Raw genomic sequence first — 19,174 nt, 5'->3', positions numbered from 1 at the left:
GCTCAGCCGCCCGCCGCCGTTGCGGCTTCGACAGCCGCGTTCCAGAACGGATTGGCGAAGATCAGAATCATGGCGACGACGAAACAATAGATCGCCGTCGACTCGATCATCGCGAGGCTGACGAATAGCGTGCGCGACAAGGTCGAAGCCGCGTCGGGTTGCTGGGCGATCGCACTCAAAGCCGTGGCCGCCGCCCTGCCTTCGCCCAATGCCGGGCCGATGGCCCCGAAGGACACCGTCAACCCGGCTGTGAAGATGGAGACGGCTGCGATAATCGCAAGATCGGTCATGGAGTGTTCTCCTGTGTTGTGGGCGGGTTTGAAGGCGCGGTCGCGCTTGAAATATAGACGGTGGCGAGGATCGCGAAAATGTAGGCCTGAATCATGCCGGTCAGCAGGCCGAGCAGGTCCATAACGACCGGGAAGAAGAACGGCGCCACCGTCAGCAGGATGGCCGCAATCACCGCACCGCTCATGATGTTGCCGTAAAGACGGATCGCGAGGGAGATGCCGCGCGAGAACTCCGAGATGATGTTGAAGGGCAGCATGATGAATGACGGCTCGAGGTAGGTTTTCAGATACCCCCCCAGGCCCCGGCTGGTGATACCGAAGAGCGGAACGGCCACGAGAACGGACAGGGCCAGAGCTGTCGTTGTGGAGAGTGACGAGGTCGGCGGCTCGAACCCCGGGATCACCAGGAGGAGGTTGGATACCGCGACGAACAGAAACAGCGTGCCTGCGAAATAGAGAAGGTGCCGCGACGGACCCCCGGCGATTTCCTCGATCTGGCTCTGAATGCCCTGCACGATCACTTCGAGCGCGGTGCGCCAGCGGTTCGGAGGCACATCCGCACGCAGGTTGCGGGTAAGGAGCATGGAAGCGACGGTCAGAACCCCCATCACGATCCACGTGTAGAAAACAGTCGCATTGATGGGAATTCCCCAAACCACAAACATGATCATGTCGTCGGGCGAAAGCGTCATTCCCCGATCTCCTGTGGGATCTGGTTGCGGGCGATCGAAGTGGCGATCCGGCGGCAAACAAAAAAAGCGATACCGTATCCCGCAAAGGCCCACGGCCCTGCCTGCATGACGACCAGCCAGCCCGAAGCCAGGAACAGGCTGATCCGCAGGGCCGCGCTGAAGATAAGCGTTTGAACCGCGAGTTCTGTGCGTATGGCGCGTTTCATGCCAAGGGCAAGTCCGGCGAAGAAAAGCACGCTCATGAACATCCCGGCGGCACTCCCCAAGGCAAGTGCCGTCCAATCCACTGCAATCAATTCCCGTCTCCTTCTTTTTGCACCCAGGCGGCGGCGATGAACACACCCAGAACGACACCGCCCAGGATTAGCGCAATGGTCCACGAAAAACCCTGCGGCGCCACGCGGTCCAGCCATATCCCCAAAAACGCGCCCCCAACCGTCGGCACCGCGATGGACCATCCGATCATTCCGAAGGTGCCAATGCCGCGCAGCGGACTTGGGCCCGGATCTTCGCGCGCGGATTTCATTCGCTTGGCGTGTCGCGCGATGTCATCGGCGGATTTGTCAGGATCCGAATTCATGAGTTTTGCCTGCGCAATTCGGCAAAGCGGCGAACCATGTCCGCTTCCAGCCGCGACAGCGCCGCGCGCGCCTGCCGTTCCTCTTCGTCCAGCCGCACGAAGTTGGTTCGGACCGTCTCCCACAGGCCGCCAAGCTCATCTCCTTGCACCCCGCGCAGCACGGCGGCTGCAACGCTATGGCCCTTCTTGACCAGCAAGCCTTCGTCAATACCGAAAATCGCCTCGGAGCCGTCCGCGAGGCGCAGCGTCATCACCGATGGCACCAGTCCCGTGACGAAATCAGAATGGTTCGGCCAGATCCCGAACGCCCCGTTGGGCGCGACCGCCGTCAAACGTTCAGCGCGGCCCTCGAAAAGCGTGCGCGTGGGCAGGCGCAGCGTCACTGTCATGCTTTCGGCCATGCTCATGATGCGTCCTCCAAATCGCCCAGGCCGCCGATCATGTAATAGGCGCTTTCGGGCAGGGTGAAGTCGGTCTGATCGAGAATTGTCTCGCACCCGTCGAGCGTCTCGGCAATGGCCACGGTCTTTCCCCTCATGCTGCTGAAGGCTTCGGTTGTCACGAAGGGCTGCGTCAGGAAACGTTCCAACCTGCGCGCCCGCGCAACGGTGAGCCGGTCGGCGGAGGACAGTTCCTCCAGCCCGAGCATCGCAATGATGTCGCGCAGCTCATCATAGGCGGCCAGCGTGCTGCGCACCGCGCGGGCGATGTCGTAATGCCTTTGGCCCACGACAGAAGGCGTGAGCATCACGGAGGCCGAGGAAAGCGGATCGACCGCCGGATAAAGACCCTCGCTGGCCCGTTTGCGCGACAGCACGACCGAGGCCGAAAGATGCGAGAAGATATGCGCTGCTGCCGGATCGGTGAAATCGTCGGCGGGCACGTAGACCGCCTGAATCGAGGTGATCGCGCCCCGGCTTGTCGAGGTGATCCGCTCCTCGAGCGCAGCCAGCTCGGTGGCCAGCGTCGGCTGGTAGCCCACGCGCGAGGGCATCCGCCCCATCAACCCCGACACCTCGGAGCCTGCCTGCACGAAGCGGAAGATGTTGTCGATCAGCAGGAGCACGTCCTGCCCTTTATCGTCGCGGAAATACTCGGCCATGGTCAGGGCAGTGTTTCCGATCAGGAACCGCACGCCCGGAGCCTCGTTCATCTGGCCGAAGAGCATCACGGTCTTTTCGCGCACGCCCGCCTCGCCCATTTCGCGGTACAGTTCTTCGGCCTCGCGCGACCGTTCGCCGATGCCGCAGAACAGGCTGACGCCCTTGTGGTGCTGGACGGTATTATTGATCAGTTCTGTGATAAGGACGGTCTTGCCGACTCCTGCCCCACCAAAAAGCCCCGTTTTGCCGCCCCGTTCAATGGGCGACAGCAGGTCAATGGCCTTGATCCCGGTCTCGAGAAACGCCGAATGCACGACACGGTCGCTGAGGCGCGGCGGTGCCTGATGGATCGACCGACGCAATCCGGTGTCCGGCGCGGGGCGTCCGTCGATCGGTGTGCCGAAAACGTCGAGCATGCGCCCGAGCACGGCGTCACCCACAGGCACCTCGATAGGTCCACCCGTAACCCGTACCGTCATGCCAAGGCCCAGCCCACGCACCGGTGCCATGGCCATCGCACGCACCATCCCCTGCCCGATCAGCGCGGAGACCTCCATCGGCACATCGCCCGCATAGAGCAGGTCGTGGATGCGCGGCACCGCGCCATCGAAGGCCACATCGACCACACCGCCGCGAATGGCGGCGATGGTGCCCGATGGTTCCTGTTGTGCGGTTGCCGGATCAGCCATGACTCAGCCTGCGGCCATGCCGCCGTCGACGGGGAACTGCGCCCCGGTTATGAACGCCGACTCGTCAGACGCAAGGAAAAGCACAAGGTTCGCGACATCCCGTGTCTCACCATAGCGCGCAAGTGGGATCGACGCCGCAAGTTGCTGCTGGATTTCGGCGCCATGGCCGGGGTCGAACCCCTCTTCCAGAGATCGCATCATCCGCGTGTTGACCGGCGAGGGGTGCACGGAATTGACGCGTACACTCGCCGATGCCGCCTCGATCGCGGCGGCGCGGGTCAGGCCCACGACGGCATGTTTCGATGTGATGTAAGGGGCCACATTCGGGCTGCCCTTTAGTCCGGCGATGGAGGACATGTTGATGACGCTGCCGGAGTTTTGGCGCATCATCACCGGCAGGACATGCTTCAGCCCGAGAAATGCCCCTCGGACATTGACCGCCATCACCCGGTCGAAATCAGCCATGTCCTGATCGACCAGCGGCGCGACCCTGCCCTCGATCCCGGCATTGTTGAAAAAAATGTCGATGCGACCGAACCGCTCAAGCGCCGCCTGCACATAGCGCGCCGAGTCCTCTTGCGAGGAAACATCGGCGGCGATGGTCAGAACATCGTCGCCATTGCCAAGATCGGCGGCGGCCTTTTCCAGTTCTTCGGCCTTCAGATCCACCAATGCGACTTTTGCGCCCTCGTCCAGAAACACCCGCGCGGTTTCCAGCCCGATGCCGGCCGCCCCACCGGTGATCAGCGCGATCTTGTTGTCCAGTCGTTTCATTGGTTCTCTCCTGTCTTGTTTCGCGTAATCCGGGTGCCGGATGTTCCGTTAAGGATCGCAAGGGCGTCGGCCAGGCGGCCTATCCCGCTGAGGCCGCCGCGGTCGGCAAAGTCGCACGCCGCCAGAAGTTTCGGGCCCATCGACCCCTTCGGCATGTCCAGCGCGCGACCTTCGTCAGGCGTCAGATCGGCGAGGGGCATCGCTTGATCGGTGCCAAAGCCCTGATAGACCGCATCGACATCGGTCAGCAGCAACAGCGCGTCCGCCCCGATGTCAGACGCCAGCAGCGCGCTGGCGGCGTCCTTGTCGATCACGGCCTCGACGCCGGCCAGCGACCCATCGTCGCGGCGCATCACCGGAATGCCCCCGCCTCCGGCGCACACCACAGTTACGTTCTGATCCAGCAGAAGGCGCAGCACCCGCAAGTCGGGAATCTCGATCGGTTTCGGGGACGGCACCACCCTGCGCCAGTGGTCCCCATCCTGCGCAATGGTCCATCCAGCCGCTTGCGCGCGGGCCTTTGCCTCGGCTTGGGAATAGACCGGACCGACGAACTTTGTCGGGTTACGGAATGCCGGGTCTTTTGGATCGACGACCACTTGCGTCAGCAGGGTTGCAACGGCGTGATCGTGTCCCAGAGCATTTTCCAGCTCCTGCTCGATCAGGTAGCCGATCATCCCTTCGGTCTCGGCCCCCAGCACATCCAGCGGGTAGGCCTCATCCGGCTTGTAGGCGGCGCCCTGAAGAGCCAGCAAACCTACCTGAGGGCCGTTGCCGTGGGTCACGATCAATTGGTGACCGGCGCGCACGATCTGCGCCAGAGCCGTCGCTGCAACCCGCACATTGGCGCGCTGCCGCTCCGCTGTCAGCGGTTCACCCCGTTGCAGCAGGGCATTACCCCCTATAGCCGCGACAACCAACATCTCAGGCCCCTAATGTGGCGACAAGCACCGCCTTGATCGTGTGCATCCGGTTTTCCGCCTGATCGAACACGATCGAGGCGGGGCTTTCAAACACCTCTTCCGTCACTTCCATCGCATCCAGGCCAAACTCCGCCTTGATCTCGGCGCCCACAATCGTCTCTGTGTTGTGGAAAGCGGGCAGGCAATGCATGAACCGGACGCGCGGATTGCCGGTTTTCGCCATCATCTCTGTCGTCACCTGATAGGGTTTGAGCAGAGCGATACGTTCGGCCCATTTCTCCTTTGGCTCGCCCATGGACACCCAGACATCGGTGTAGATGAAATCGGCGCCCTCAACGGCCGCATCCACATCTTCGGTGATCGTTACACGCGCGCCGGTGTGCTGCGCGATTCCCTCGGCCTCGTCGATGATTTCTTGCTTCGGCCAGCAGGCCTTGGGCGCGCAAAGCCGCACATCCATGCCCATCTTCGCCCCGCCGATCAGAAGGCTGTCACCCATATTGTTCCCGGCATCGCCGAGAAAGGCATAGGCCACCTGGTGCAACGGCTTTTCGACATGCTCCTGCATGGTCAGGAAATCGGCGAGGATCTGGGTCGGGTGAAACTCGTTCGTCAGGCCGTTATACACCGGCACGCCCGAGAATTCGGCCAATTGCTCCACGACCTTTTGGCCGAACCCGCGATATTCAATGGCATCATAGATCCTGCCCAGCACCCGCGCGGTATCCTTGACCGAGTCCTTGTGCCCGATATGCGAACCCGTCGGACCCAGATAGGTCACACGCGCCCCCTGGTCGTAGGCCGCCACCTCGAAGCCCACCCGCGTGCGCGTGCTGTCCTTCTCGAAGATCAGCGCGATGTCTTTGCCTTGCAGCTTGGGCTGTTCGGTCCCGGCGTATTTCGCCGCCTTCAAATCAGTCGCCAGCTTGAGCAGGAACGCGATCTCGCGCGGTGTGAAATCACGCAGCGTCAGGAAATGCCGGTTCTTGAGATTGTAGGCCATTGTCTTTCCTTTCAGCTTCAGACGGCGTCACGGATGGTCGGGCAGCTCATGCAGTGCCCGCCGCCACGCCCACGGCCCAGCTCGGCGCCCGGGATGGCCAGGACCTCGATCCCGGCGGCTTTCAAAGCGGCGTTGGTGTCATCATTGCGGTCGTAACCGATGACCACACCGGGCCTGAGCGCCAGCACGTTGTTGCCATCGTTCCACTGCTCGCGCGACCGCTCTTCCTCGGTATCGCCGCCGGTGGGAACAACGGTCAGGCGCTTGTAGCCCAGGACCTCGGCCACGATGTCGAAGATGGGCCGGGGGTCGTGGCGGAACTGCAAGGGGGCCAGCCCTTCGCCCGGCCGGATGTCGTAGCAGACCAACTCGTCCGCGACCTCCTTGAACGTGGTCACGACATCGCCGCCGCATAGCGTGAACACCGTGTCGAGATGCATCGCCGCCCGCGATTTTGGGATGGCAAAGGCCAGCACCCGCTGCGCCACGCCCGTGTCGAACAGCGCCTCGGCCAGTTGGCCGATACCTTGCGGCGAGGAACGTTCCCCCATGCCGACAAGCACGGTGCCATCGCCGACGGGCATGATATCGCCCCCCTCGACCGTCGCCAGCCCATGATCGAGCGTCGGATCGCCGAAGTGGATCGTGGTCTTGCCGACGAATTTGGGGTGGAACTTGTAGATCGCCGTGTTGAGCAGCGTTTCGGGTCGCCGGGCGGGCCAGAACATCGGGTTCACCGACACCCCGCCGAAGATCCACGCCGAATTGTCCCGCGTAAAGAGCGCATTCGGCAGCGGCGGCAGGATGAAGCCATGCGGGCCGAGGTAGCTGCCGAACAGCCCCGATGGCGTGAAGGGCAGATCGTCGGTGGCGAGACCGCCCAGCAGGTATTCGGCCAGTTTCGTGCCCGGCAATTCGTCCATCCAGGCGCGCAGATCCGGCAGCATCCCCACTCCGATTTGATCCGGTGTGATGCGGTGATCGAGGATCCAGTCGCGGCCCTCCGCGATGTCCAGCGTTTCGGCCAGCAGGTCGTTCACATCCAGCACCTCGACGCCTTCGTCGCGCATAGTCTGCGCAAAAACATCGTGATCCTTCTGCGCCTGCTTGACCCAGAAAACATCATCGAACAGCAGGTCCTGACAGTTGGCGGGCGTCAGGCGGCGATGGGCCAGCCCGGGGCGGCAGACGATGACCTGTCGCAAGCGTCCGGTTTCGGAATACACGCCGAGTTTGTCATCACGTTCCATGACAGGCTTCCTTTCCAATTACGTGAATCACAGGGCGCTGATCGCGCCGGTCGACATGAGGTAGGCGGCGACGATCGCGGCTCCGACAAGCCCGATCGCAATCAGGACTTCGGCAGGAGCGAAGGCTTTTTCGTCATGTGATTTGCGGGCCCAAAGATAGACCGGAATGCCCACGGCATAGAGGATGGCGCACATCAACAGATATGCCGGACCTGCCGCATAGACGAGCCACGCGCCATAGACCGTTGCCAACGCTCCGATGGCCATGTCGCCTCCACGCCCCTCTTGCGAACCATAGCTTTCGCCGGTGATCGCAAGCTTGAGCGCATAGGCGCCCGAGAACACGTAAGGCACAAGGATGGCCGTCGATGCGATGTAGAAAAGCGCAAGATAGGTCGAATTCGCGTAGAGCGTCACAATGAGAACGATCTGAACGCAGACATTGGTGATCCAGAGTGCACCGGACGGGGAGCCATTGTCGTTCTCTTTGGCGAATATCTCGGGCAACATTCCTTCCTTCGCGGCGCGGAACGGAATTTCGGCGGCCAGCAGGGTCCAACTCAGGAAAGCGCCGGCGACCGAGATCACGAGACCGATCCTGACCAGCACCGATCCCCAGGGCCCGACCACGGATTCCAGAACGTTTGCCATGGACGCTGCGGCAGGCAGCGCCGCGAGTTCTGGTTGCGACATGACGCCAAGCGACAAGAGTGACACGAGCAGGTAGAGCAGCAGCACCGTCACGAAACCAAGGATGGTGGCCTTGCCGATGTCGCTGCGCTTGCGCGCGCGTCCTGATCCGACACTGGCGCCTTCGATCCCGATAAACACCCAAAGTGTGACCAGCATCGTGCTTTGCACCTGGGTCGTGATGCTGCCCAGTGACAGCGTTTCGGTGCCCCAGAAATCCAGCTGGAACGTCGGCATGTTGAACGCCACGAGGGCGAGCACGATAAACAGGAAAATCGGCCCCAGCTTGGCGATCGTCGTGATCAGGTTGATGATTGCGGCCTGTCGCACACCTGCCAGAACCAGCGCGTGGACAAGCCACAGGCAGACCGAAGCGCCGACGATGGCCTGCCAGGTATTCCCCTCTTCGCCGAAGGGCGCGTAAAAGTAGCTGAGCGCGCCAAAGATCAGAACGGCGTAGGACACGTTGCCGAGCCAGGCGCTGAGCCAATAGCCCCAGGCGCTGTTGAACCCGACAAAATTGCCGAAACCCGCGCGCGCATAGGAATAGGGTCCCGCGTCCAGCCCGGGTTTGCGGGTGGACAGGTTTTTGTAGACGAAGGCAAGCGCCAGCATCCCGACACCGGTAATAAGCCAACCGATGGTGATTGCCCCGGCGGATGCGCCGCGCGCCATGTTCTGCGGCAAGCTGAAAACCCCGCCGCCGATCATGGAACCGACCACGAGTGCGGTCAGCGGCAAAAGCCCCAAGGAGCCGGAGTTGCTTTGAGTCGATGGATCGTCCTTTGCAATCACGTCGGTCGGCATCGGCTTTCTCCTCTGTGTTCAAGGGGCGCTTGCACCTTTGTTCACGTTAGAAGTGACAGGACTGGATGTTGCAGGTTTGATGTTCGTCAATTTCCAGACTTGCGGTGGTCCTGTCCGCCTCTGGAAAGCTGCGCGTCACGACAGGATCATCGAGAAATACCCGCCGATCAGCGCAAGAACAGTCGTGAGCGCATAGCTCACCGGGTACGGCACGGCCGCGACGGAGCTGCCGGATTCCTCGATGATCGCGTTCAGGCCCGGTGTGCTGTTGCGCCCGCCGGTCGTGGCCCCATCGGCGATGACGGAATTCAGGCCAAAGACCTTGATCCCGACCCAGAAGGCGATCAGGGGCGGGATAAGCGCACCGGCCGTTCCGATCAGCGCCAGCCAGAGGATCGTGTCACCCCCCAAGGCCGAGATGACTTTGGGTCCGACATTCGCCGACAGCACGGCCACAAACGTGTTCAGGCCGAAATCTTGCAGGAAACTGCGCGCGCCTTCATGCACCGGGCCGCCGAACTCGGGGTTGCGGCTGCGGACATAACTGACCGCGACGCCCGCAAGGATGCAGCCCGCGGATGTGCCGAGCGCGAAAGGGATGCCGGAGATCGTCACCGTGACGATACCGACGAGGTAACCCACCAGCATGGCCAGCGCGAGGTAAAGCACCTCGGACTTGAACGAGGGCAGGATCGCCCGCCCGCCAAGCTGGTGCGCCGCCGCCTTGAGCGCGGCATCAGGGCCCGTCAGGCGCAGCACATCGCCGAAGCGCACGTCGCTCTGCGGCCCGAGCGGCAGTTCGTTGCCCGCGCGAAAATGCGCCTGTACCTCCACACCGCCATGGCCTTCGCGTTCCAGCTCCGTCAACGATTTCCCGCTGACCGCATGGGATCCGACATGGATGTCGGCCACCTCCATCGGGATGTTTCGCGCGAGGATATCGTCGGATTCCGGTCCGATCAGCTCGCCCTCTTCGAGGATCAAATCATGCACGTTTGCGCGTACGGTGACGATGTCGCCTGACGCGATTGTGGGATTATCGGCGGGGTCCAGAACTGCGCCATCCCGCACGACCCGCAGGATGGGAGCCTTGGGGAAGTCCGATGCCAATTGCGCGACACTGCGACCTATGAAGCCCTTGTGGGTCACGGTGAAGGCGCGCAGATCGTAGGGGGAAAAGCCCATGGTCAGCGCCCCGGGCGCGCCGGGCACGGGATCGGTGGCGCCGCCACTATATTCCGCCTCGGCCAGCTTGGCGTCGGCGGCCGCATCATGCCCGAAGATGCGCGGCAGGTAGCGGATCAGCAGGATGATCCCGACGCTGGAAAGCACGTAGCTGATCGCATAGGCGGCGGCCATGTTGGCACCCACCTCCTCCGCGCTGATCCCGTCGGGCGGGAGATAGGCGCCACTGTCCAGCGCGCTTTGCCCGACGCCGAGGATCGCGGTGATCGTGTAACTGCCCGAGATGAGGCCGGTCGCGTAACCCGGGTCCAGCCCCGCCAACGCCGCGCCGAAATAGCAGATCACCCAGTTCAGGATCCAGACCGTGAGGCCGATCCCGACGAAGGCCAGACCGCCCTTGCGCAGTCCGGAAAAGAATTGTGGCCCGACCTTCAGCCCAAGCGCATACATGAACAAAAGCAGCATGAAGGACGACAGGATGCCAGGGATCGAATAGGTGATGTCGAACGCGGCCTCGGCGATCATCGACAGGATTACCCCCACCAGAAGCGTGCCCGCCGTGGAGCCGAGGGAGATGCCCTTGACGCTGGCCTTGCCGATCAGCGTCCCAAGGGCCAGCGCCAGCAGGATGAAAGCGATCGGCTGATTGCCGAGCAGTTGGAAGAAGCCGTGAAGGCCTTCTTCCGTCACCGGCTCGACACGGTCAAAGACCTGTCCGATGACCCGTTCCGCTTCGGCAACCGCCCCCTCCTGCGCAAAGGCCGGCTTGGCCAAAAGCGAGACCGGCACAAAAGCTGCCAGACGATACTTCAATCGGTCAGCCATGATGAAACCCCGGCCCGGCGGTCGAATTCGGGACCGGGTTTTGCGACAGATGTTCCAGCGCGCGTTTGATGTCTTCCAGCAACAGCGCGGCCAGATCGCGGCTGACGCCATGGCGAATCAGGATACGCTGAACCACGGTCTTTTCCCGGTCCGCAGGCAGCGGGTAGGAGGCGATCTGCCAGCCGCGCATCCGCACCCGTTCGGACAGGTCATAGAGCGTGAAGCCGTGATCGCCGTCTGTCAGCTTGTAGGCAACGGCGGGCAGGCCGCCATGGCCGTCATAGACCATGTCGAACGGTCCGAGCTTCGCCAGCTCGGCGCCGAGCCATTGCGCCGTATCCGAGCAACTCTGCTGGATCGCGGTATAGCCTTCGCGCCCCAGCCGCAGGAAATTGTAGTATTGCGCGATGATCTCGCCGCCCGGGCGCGAGAAGTTGAGCGCGAAGGTGGGCATATTGCCGCCGAGGTAGTCGACATAGAAAACCAGATCGTCGGGCAGATCGTCCTTGGAGGCCCAGACCACCCAACCGACGCCCAAGGGGGCAAGTCCGTATTTATGCCCGGACGCATTGATCGACCGCACCCGCTCGATCTGGAAATCCCAGACCAGATCGCGCTGGATGAAAGGCGCGATGAATCCACCCGAGGCCGCGTCCACATGGATCGGAATATCCAGCCCCAGATCGCGTTGCATCGCGTCAAGCTCGCGGGCCAGCGCCTCTACCGGTTCGTAGATGCCTGTGAAAGTGACACCCAGCGTTGCCACCACGCCGATGGTGTTCTCGTCGCAGTAGTCGCGCAGGTCGTCCGGTTGAAGACCGAGCGCGTCACCTTTCAAGGGTACTTCGCGAATTTCGACATCGAAGTAACGCGCAAATTTCTTCCAGCAGATCTGAACCGGGCCGGTCACGATGTTGGGCTTGCTCGTGTCCTCGCCCTCGGCCTCGCGCCGGGCGCGCCATTTCCACTTGAGCGCCAGCCCACCCAGCATGGCGGCCTCGCTCGACCCGGTGGTCGAACAGCCGATTGTGTCCCACGATTTCTCGGCGTGCCACAGATCGGCGAGGATATGGACGCAGCGGCTCTCGATCTCGGCGGTCTGGGGGTACTCGTCCTTGTCGATCATGTTCTTGTCGACAGCGTCAGTCATGAGCTGTTTGACCTCGTCCTCGACCCATGTGGTGCAGAAGGTCGCGAGGTTCTGGCGCGCGTTGCCGTCCAGAAGCAGTTCGTCGCGCACCAGCGCGTAGGCCGCGTGCGGTTCGGTCAGCCCGTCGGGCATCCGGTACTTCGGCAGGCTGCGTTCGGACGATCTGGTGGAGTAGATATCCTCGATGTCGGAATGCGCGTGATCCGTCACTGTGTGGATGGGCATGGGCGTGTCCTTTTCTGATCATCAGTTTGGTCGGCACTTGGACCAGACCTGCCGCACCCCGCGCGTGCGGGTTTGACGATCATCAATCCGAAGGACATATCGGGAAGGTTATTGGCTCGTCGCCATCGTCTGACGGAACCGCAGGAGCGAAACTGCGAAGAAAAAAGCGCTCAGCGACGCCATAACCACCATATCCGTCCAAACCGTCTCCAACCCCGCGCCGCGGTAGAGTATCGCTTGTGCAAAGGCGACAAAATGGGTCGAGGGCGAGGCCTGCATGATGGTCTGCAACCAGACCGGAATGCTCTCCATCGGTGTCGTGGAGCCCGACAACAGATTCATGATCACGAGAACCGGGATGACCAGCAGACCGAATTGCGGCATCGACGTCGTGAAGGTGGCCAGCAGAATGCCAAGTCCCGTGACCGCAACCAGATAGAGCACCGTTCCCGCCACGAAGAGCGGGATGGACCCGGCCACCGGCACCTGAAGGACCCCCTGCACCACGAGCCAGAGCGACAAGACCGCACCGATGACGATCACGAGGCCATTGGCCCAAATCTTCGCCAGCATGATCTCGGAGGCATTCACAGGCATGACCAGAAGATGCTCGATCGTGCCGTGCTCGCGTTCGCGGATCAGGGCCGCGCCCGTCAGCAGGACGGCCAGAATGGTGACGTTGTTGATGATCTGCATGACAGATGTGAACCAGATGGATTGCAGGTTCGGGTTGAAATGCGCCGTGACCACCAGATCGATCGGAAGGCTGCTGGCAGTATCATCGCCGGTGATGAAACGGGTCACTTCGGCGGTGATGATTTCCTGAAGATAAATTGCGCCATTCCCCGCCTGCGTCATCGCCGTCGCATCGACGTTCAGCTGCACGGACGGGTAATTTCCGTCGATAACATCGGCCTCGAACCGTGGTGGAAAGGACAGGACAAAGACGAAATCGCCGCTGTCCATCACCTGCTCCAGCTCTGAGAGATCGATCCCTTGTGGGGCTTCGAACTCGGGCGGCAGGATGGCTTCGACAATCCGCCCGGTCAGACCGGATTGATCGAGATCCACATAAGCCACGGCGGCGTTGCGCACTTCAGTCCGCGCGCCAGTTGCCACGGCATAGATCGCGACACTGAACATATAGGCCACCAGCAAGAGCAGGATCGGGTCGGCCAGCAGGCTGCGCAACTCCTTCACCCCCAGCAGCCAGATATTGAAGAGCCAGCGTGTCACCTTACGCCTCTTGTTTCTTGAGCAGCAGGATGGACGCCGCCACAAACAGGACCGCGAAGACGGCCAGGGCGACGTGGTTCACCCAAAGCTCGGCAAAGCCCAGCCCTTTGGTAAAGGTGCCGATGCTGATCTGCTGGTACCACGCCGCCGGGAAGCCAAGGCCAAACAGGCGTGCGCCGCCGGACAGCGACGAGACCGGAACGAGCAACCCCGAGAAGTTGACCGCCGGGATGATGGCGATGACGGCGGTCGCGAAGGTCGCGGCGACCTGTGTCTTGGTGAAGGTGGAGACGAGGACACCGAAGCCTGTCGTCGCAAGAATGTAGATGAACGTGCCGAGGAACAACGCCGCGACAGAGCCTTTGATCGGAACGTCGAACACCAGATAAGACATCGCCAGAAGCGTCACGAAGCTGATGAGCGCAATGACGACATAGGGAAGTTGCTTACCCAGCAGAAACTCGCCCCGCGTCACCGGGGTGGAACGGAAATTGGCAATCGCCCCGGTTTCCTTTTCTCGCACCACCCCCATCGCGGCCATCATCGACGGGATCAGCACCAACATCATCATGATGACCGAGGGCACCATGGCGTTCACGCTTTGAAAGGATTGGTTGTAGCGGTAGCGCGTTTCGATCCCGGCACCGGAGGTATCGACGACCTCGCCGTAGGTCTGCTCGACTTGGCTTTCCATGTAGGACAAGGCCAATCCCTGTAGATAACCCCGCGCGGTTTCGGCGCGGAAGGGCATGGCGGCGTCGAGCGCGACGCGGACCTCCGGGGTCTCACCTTTCAGCAACGCGCGCCCGAAACCCGACGGGATCTCGATGGCGATGGCGATCTCGCCCGCACGAAGGCGGGCGTCCAGATCCTCGGTGTCGGCGGCGGGGGATTGCTCTTCGAAAAACCGCGATCCTGAAAAGGCCCGCAAAAGCTCTCGACTTTCGGCTGTTTGGTCCTGATCGGCCACGGCATATGGCAGGTCTTCCACATCAAATGAGATGCCGTAGCCGAAGGTCAACATCAGGATCACCGGCCCGAGCAAGGCAAAAGCGAGCCGCAGCGGGTCGCGCAGGATTTCCGTCGTCTCGCGCCGGGCGAAGGCCCACATTCGGGCGGGGTCGAACAGGCGGTCACGGCTGTCGGCCCGGTGCGCGGGAACGGCCCCGACAGGTTGCGCCGTCTCCCCGAGCGGTGCGTCCCCGTCCGCATCCGCCTCACGAAGGTAGCTGATGAAGGCGTCGTTCAGGCTGGTCGCGCCTTTTGCGGCAACGATCTCGTCCGGCTTGCCGATCGCCAAAACACGCCCCGCATGCATCAGCGAAATCCGGTCGCAGCGTTCGGCCTCGTTCATGAAATGGGTCGAAACAAAGATCGTGACGCCCTGTTCACGAGACAGCCCGACCAGAAGCCGCCAGAAGGCATCGCGCGCAACGGGATCGACCCCCGATGTCGGTTCATCCAAGATCAGCACCTCGGGGCTGTGGATCACCGCGACGGCCAATTGCAGGCGCTGCCGCAGCCCCAGCGGCAAAGACTCCGGCCGCTCATCCGCCTCCTCGACCAGTTCGAACGTCTCCAGCATCTCCGCCACCCGACCTGCCCGCGTTTCCTTGGGCAATCGATACAAATCTGCATGCAGGTCAAGGTTCTGGCGCACGGTCAACTCGCTATAGAGCGAGAAGGACTGCGACATGTACCCAACGCGCTGGCGGGTCGCCATATCGCCTGCGTCCAAGGGCTCACCGAACAAAAGCGCCTCGCCGCTGCTCGCGGGCAGCAGGCCAGTCAACATCTTCATCGTCGTCGTCTTGCCGCAGCCATTGGAGCCCAGAAAGCCGAAAATCTCACCCTTCGCGATCTTGAAATCGACGTTGTCGACGGCGGTGAAATCGCCGAACTTCCGCGTCAGCGCCTTTGCTTCGACCGCCGGGCCGTCGCTGGTGGGCGCGAAGGGGGGAACGCGCACCTCTTCGTGACCGGCCCGGGCGGCTTCGGGCAGCATGGCGATGAAGGCCCCGTCGAGGGTCTCCTGTCCGGTCCGCTCGCGCAACTCGGCCGGCGATCCGGTCGCGATCACCTGCCCATCCGACATGGCCGCCAGCCAATCGAACCGCTCGGCCTCTTCCATATAGGCGGTCGCGACGATCACGCTCATGTCGGGACGGCCTTCACGGATGCGGTCGATCAGGTCCCAGAACTGCTGCCGCGACAGAGGGTCAACCCCCGTCGTCGGCTCGTCGAGGATCAGAAGATCGGGGTCGTGAATCAGCGCAGAGCAGAGCGACAGTTTCTGCTTCATGCCCCCGGAAAGCTTGCCCGCCGGACGGTCGGGAAATGGGTCAAGGCCCGTCGCCTGCAACAGATCCGCGATGCGGGCCCGGCGTTCAGCGGCGGGCTGCGCAAAGAGCCTGCCGAAGAAATCGAGGTTCTCGGCGACCGTCAGCGTCGGATAGAGGTTTCGCCCCAGCCCCTGCGGCATGTAGGCGATGCGGTGCGTGCAGGCCTTGCGATGGTGCGGCGAACGGATGTCGCCGCCCAAGACCTGCAGATCCCCGGTCTGAAACCGCCGAACCCCGGCCGAGAGCGCCAGCAATGTCGATTTGCCTACGCCGTCCGGCCCGATCAGACCGGCCATGCAGCCGGCGGGCACATCGAGGCTAACGTTTTCCAGCGCCGCGATCTCGCCGTAGCGATGAGTGACGCCGGATAAGGAAACGACAGAAGATGTCATTGCGGCAGGTTGACGGCAAGATCGTCGGGCCACTCGATGCTTTGATCTACACGGACATAGCCCATCCCGGGAACGCCTGCGCGTGCGCGGTCCTGATATTCCGCCAAAATCTCCGGGGCGATCGTCAGGTTGACCCGGAACATCAGTTGCGTGCGCTCATCCGCCGTCTCGACAGAGCGCGGCGTGAATTGCGCCGTGCTCGCAACAAACGTCACGGTGGCCGGGATCACATAGTCGGGGATAGCATCCAGAATGATCCGGGCCTCGTCACCGATGGCCAGCCTTGCCGCGTCCCCCGTGGACAGGAAAATAGACATATACATGTCCGACAGGTCGGTGAGCGTCACCACGCGCCCGCCTGCCCCCAGAACCTCGCCTTCCTGCGCCAGGACGTATTGCACACGTCCGGCCCGCGGCGCGGTCAGGCTGGCGTCGTCGATCAAGGATTGGAGTCTTTCGACCGATGCCTCGGCGGCCGCAATCGTCGCTTCGGCGAGGGAAATGCCCGCTTCCGCCGCCGCAACCGCCGCCTGTGCTGTCTCCAGAACGGTGCGTTGCGCATCCGCCTGCGCCTCACTGAAGAACCCGTCATCGGACAATTTGGCCACCCGGTCGAATTCGGCCTGCGCAGTCACAAGCTCGGACCGGCGCTGGCGCAACAGGGCCTCTGCCTGAAGCTCCTGCTGCTCCGCCTGGCGCACCGCGGCCTGAGCTGCGTGCAACTGGGCGTCGAGTTCAAGCGTGTCCATCCGGGCGATCAGATCCCCGGCTTCAACCCAATCGCCTTCGTCCACAAGCACTTCGGCAATACGCCCAGCAAGGCGGGTGGCGATTTCGATCCGCTCGGCTTCGATCCGGCCGTTGGACGCGCTGATCCCATCGGGCAGCGCCGAGGCCACGGCATTTTGCCACCAATAGGCGCCCGCCCCTGCTGCACCCAACACAGCGATCACGAGGATCGGCCAAATCTGCTTCATTGTTCGTTACCCATCATTCTTGCGCCCTCGACATCAGGCGACCGATCAGCCGAGCGCCTTTTCGCTTGGCTTTCATGTGCCATCCGCACCGATCCGGAGATTGACGAATGTCAATCGCCGCACGCGACGCTGCGGTAGCAATTGACTGAACGCGGACTTACCTCGTGGTTCAATAACGAGAGAAGGACATTCCCATGGCACGCCCAGCAAAACACGAGGAAGGACCGGCTGTCGCAACAGCTTTGCCCGAGGTCGCGCAGCACGTATCGCCTGCAGCGCTTCCCGTTTCGGACATCGGTCGGCTGCCGCACGCGCATACCAGCATGGAAGAGGCGTTGGACAAGGGGCTGAAAGCCGCGGTTGCGAAGTTCACGGCGGGTCTTTCGCCGATCGCGTTGGCTGCGGCCTACACCGATTGGGCGTTGCATCTCGCAACAGCACCGGGCAAGCAGCTGCAACTGGTCGAGAAGGCCGCGAAGAAGACCGGCAAACTGGCCAGATACGCCGCCTTTTGCGCCGCTCATCCGGAGACCCCGCAGACCTGCATCGACCCCTTGCCTCAGGACAAACGCTTTCGCGGCGAGGCGTGGCAGACATGGCCCTGGAACGTGATCCATCAGAGCTTTCTGCTAAACCAGCAGTGGTGGCACAATGCCACGACCGGGGTCGACGGAATGACCAAACAGCATGAAAACGTCGTCGAATTCGCCGCGCGCCAGATGCTCGACGTGTTTTCACCGGCCAATTCCATCGCGACCAACCCGGAAGTCCTGCACAAGACGCTGCGCGAAGGCGGATGGAATCTGGTGCGCGGTTGGCAGAACTTCATGGAAGATGCCCTTCGCGCAACCAACGGTGCAAAGCCCGTAGGGGCCGAGGCGTTCGAGGTCGGGCGCAACCTTGCCACCTCCCCCGGACAAGTCGTCTATCGCAACCATCTGATCGAGTTGATCCAATATGCGCCGACGACCGACACGGTCCGGCCCGAGCCGATCCTGATCGTGCCCGCCTGGATCATGAAATATTACATTCTCGATCTGAGCGAGGAGAATTCGCTTGTCCGTTTCCTGACCGATCAGGGCTTCACCGTCTTCATGGTTTCCTGGAGAAACCCCGATGCCGAGGACCGCGATCTCGGCATGGACGATTACCTGTCTCAGGGGGTGATGGCGGCGCTCGACGCCGCGCAGACCATCGCCGCGAGCGACAAGATGCACGGCATCGGCTACTGCCTTGGCGGCACGCTGCTGTCCATCGCGGCTTCGGCCATGGCACGCGACGGTGATGCGCGTCTAAAGACCCTGACGCTTCTCGCCGCGCAGACGGACTTCACGGAAGCGGGCGAGTTGCAGCTCTTCATCAATGACAGCCAGCTCACCTTTCTCGAGGACATGATGTGGAACCAGGGGTATCTGGACACGACCCAAATGGCCGGAACGTTTCAGCTTTTGCGGTCGAACGACCTCATCTGGTCATATATGATCCACGATTACTTGATGGGCGAACGCACGCCAATGATCGACCTCATGGCGTGGAACGCAGACGCCACGCGCATGCCCTATCGAATGCACTCTGAATACCTGCGCAAACTCTATCTCGACAATGATCTTGCCGAAGGGCGCTACACGGTCGGCGATGCGCCTGTGACCGTCTCGGATATCCGCGCGCCGGTGTTCTGTGTCGGAACAGTACGCGACCATGTTGCGCCTTGGCATTCGGTCTACAAGTTCCATCTGCTCTCGGACACCGATGTGACCTTCGTTCTGACCAGCGGAGGGCATAATGCGGGCATCGTTTCGGAACCCGGCCACCCGCATCGCCATTACCGCATCGCGACGCGCGCCGAAGATGCGCCCTATATCAGCCCGGATCGGTGGATGGCGGAAACGCCTGTCACAGACGGGTCCTGGTGGCCCGCCTTGACCGATTGGCTGGCCGCGCGCTCGGGCGATCCGGTACCGCCTCCGCCGCTGGGGTCGAAGGACACCGGCTATCCGCCGCTCTGCGATGCGCCCGGCACTTACGTTTTTCAAGAGTGACG

Annotated in this window: 17 protein-coding genes; 1 reads left to right on the top strand and 16 read right to left on the bottom strand. The window is 62.3% G+C overall.

Annotation, left to right across the window (positions count from 1 at the left end):
* Positions 1-2: 2 nt before the first annotated feature.
* The 16 genes from Q1B16_RS11790 to Q1B16_RS11715 all read right to left on the bottom strand — a co-directional run bounded on the left by Q1B16_RS11790 (position 3) and on the right by Q1B16_RS11715 (position 17,133).
* Entirely contained in the window at positions 3-290 is a 288-nt protein-coding gene (locus tag Q1B16_RS11790) for a F0F1 ATP synthase subunit C (RefSeq protein ID WP_299788456.1), read from the bottom strand.
* A complete protein-coding gene (locus tag Q1B16_RS11785; RefSeq protein ID WP_299788453.1) occupies positions 287-982 on the bottom strand; it encodes a F0F1 ATP synthase subunit A in 696 nt (231 codons plus the stop codon). Before Q1B16_RS11785 ends, Q1B16_RS11790 begins: the two co-directional genes overlap by 4 nt.
* Positions 979-1,269 (bottom strand): ATP synthase subunit AtpR, encoded by a 291-nt coding sequence (locus Q1B16_RS11780; RefSeq protein ID WP_299788977.1) that lies wholly within the window; start codon positions 1,267-1,269, stop codon positions 979-981. Before Q1B16_RS11780 ends, Q1B16_RS11785 begins: the two co-directional genes overlap by 4 nt.
* A 5-nt stretch (positions 1,270-1,274) precedes the next feature.
* Complete coding sequence (locus Q1B16_RS11775; protein WP_299788450.1) at positions 1,275-1,562, bottom strand: AtpZ/AtpI family protein; 288 nt, start codon at positions 1,560-1,562, stop codon at positions 1,275-1,277.
* Positions 1,559-1,969, bottom strand: coding sequence for an ATPase (locus Q1B16_RS11770; protein ID WP_299788448.1), 411 nt, complete (start codon positions 1,967-1,969; stop codon positions 1,559-1,561). The genes Q1B16_RS11775 and Q1B16_RS11770 overlap by 4 nt, the downstream gene beginning before the upstream one ends.
* Positions 1,966-3,354: a F0F1 ATP synthase subunit beta gene (gene atpD, locus Q1B16_RS11765; RefSeq protein WP_299788445.1), complete on the bottom strand. Its 1,389-nt coding sequence runs from the start codon at positions 3,352-3,354 to the stop codon at positions 1,966-1,968. Before atpD ends, Q1B16_RS11770 begins: the two co-directional genes overlap by 4 nt.
* 3 nt (positions 3,355-3,357) lie before the next feature.
* Positions 3,358-4,128, bottom strand: coding sequence for an SDR family oxidoreductase (locus Q1B16_RS11760; protein WP_299788442.1), 771 nt, complete (start codon positions 4,126-4,128; stop codon positions 3,358-3,360).
* On the bottom strand, positions 4,125-5,051 hold the full coding sequence (gene arcC, locus Q1B16_RS11755; RefSeq protein WP_299788439.1) for a carbamate kinase: 927 nt from the start codon (positions 5,049-5,051) through the stop codon (positions 4,125-4,127). Before arcC ends, Q1B16_RS11760 begins: the two co-directional genes overlap by 4 nt.
* A gap of 1 nt (position 5,052) precedes the next feature.
* The gene (locus tag Q1B16_RS11750; RefSeq protein ID WP_299788436.1) at positions 5,053-6,054 is read right to left on the bottom strand and encodes an ornithine carbamoyltransferase; all 1,002 of its coding nucleotides are present in this window, start codon (positions 6,052-6,054) and stop codon (positions 5,053-5,055) included.
* A gap of 17 nt (positions 6,055-6,071) precedes the next feature.
* The gene (locus Q1B16_RS11745) at positions 6,072-7,304 is read right to left on the bottom strand and encodes an arginine deiminase (protein WP_299788433.1); all 1,233 of its coding nucleotides are present in this window, start codon (positions 7,302-7,304) and stop codon (positions 6,072-6,074) included.
* 27 nt (positions 7,305-7,331) lie between these two features.
* Positions 7,332-8,801 (bottom strand): arginine-ornithine antiporter, encoded by a 1,470-nt coding sequence (gene arcD / locus Q1B16_RS11740; protein ID WP_299788430.1) that lies wholly within the window; start codon positions 8,799-8,801, stop codon positions 7,332-7,334.
* A 135-nt stretch (positions 8,802-8,936) separates the two neighbouring features.
* Positions 8,937-10,811, bottom strand: a complete 1,875-nt coding sequence (locus Q1B16_RS11735; RefSeq protein WP_299788427.1) for a transporter — start codon at positions 10,809-10,811, stop codon at positions 8,937-8,939.
* Positions 10,804-12,186, bottom strand: coding sequence for a glutamate decarboxylase (locus tag Q1B16_RS11730; RefSeq protein WP_299788424.1), 1,383 nt, complete (start codon positions 12,184-12,186; stop codon positions 10,804-10,806). The genes Q1B16_RS11735 and Q1B16_RS11730 overlap by 8 nt, the downstream gene beginning before the upstream one ends.
* Positions 12,187-12,294: 108 nt before the next feature.
* Positions 12,295-13,422 (bottom strand): ABC transporter permease, encoded by a 1,128-nt coding sequence (locus Q1B16_RS11725; protein ID WP_299788420.1) that lies wholly within the window; start codon positions 13,420-13,422, stop codon positions 12,295-12,297.
* A gap of 1 nt (position 13,423) precedes the next feature.
* On the bottom strand, positions 13,424-16,156 hold the full coding sequence (gene rbbA, locus Q1B16_RS11720; RefSeq protein WP_299788417.1) for a ribosome-associated ATPase/putative transporter RbbA: 2,733 nt from the start codon (positions 16,154-16,156) through the stop codon (positions 13,424-13,426).
* Positions 16,153-17,133, bottom strand: coding sequence for an HlyD family efflux transporter periplasmic adaptor subunit (locus tag Q1B16_RS11715; protein WP_299788414.1), 981 nt, complete (start codon positions 17,131-17,133; stop codon positions 16,153-16,155). Before Q1B16_RS11715 ends, rbbA begins: the two co-directional genes overlap by 4 nt.
* Positions 17,134-17,456: 323 nt before the next feature.
* On the opposite strand from Q1B16_RS11715, the gene Q1B16_RS11710 reads away from it, so the two are divergent.
* Positions 17,457-19,172, top strand: a complete 1,716-nt coding sequence (locus Q1B16_RS11710; RefSeq protein WP_299788974.1) for an alpha/beta fold hydrolase — start codon at positions 17,457-17,459, stop codon at positions 19,170-19,172.
* Positions 19,173-19,174 lie beyond the last annotated feature (2 nt).

The organism is uncultured Marivita sp., from assembly GCF_947488135.1.
In the GTDB taxonomy this organism is placed as follows: domain Bacteria; phylum Pseudomonadota; class Alphaproteobacteria; order Rhodobacterales; family Rhodobacteraceae; genus Marivita.
Note: the sequence above shows the minus strand (reverse complement) of the source record. Positions and strands in the feature narration are given on the sequence as shown.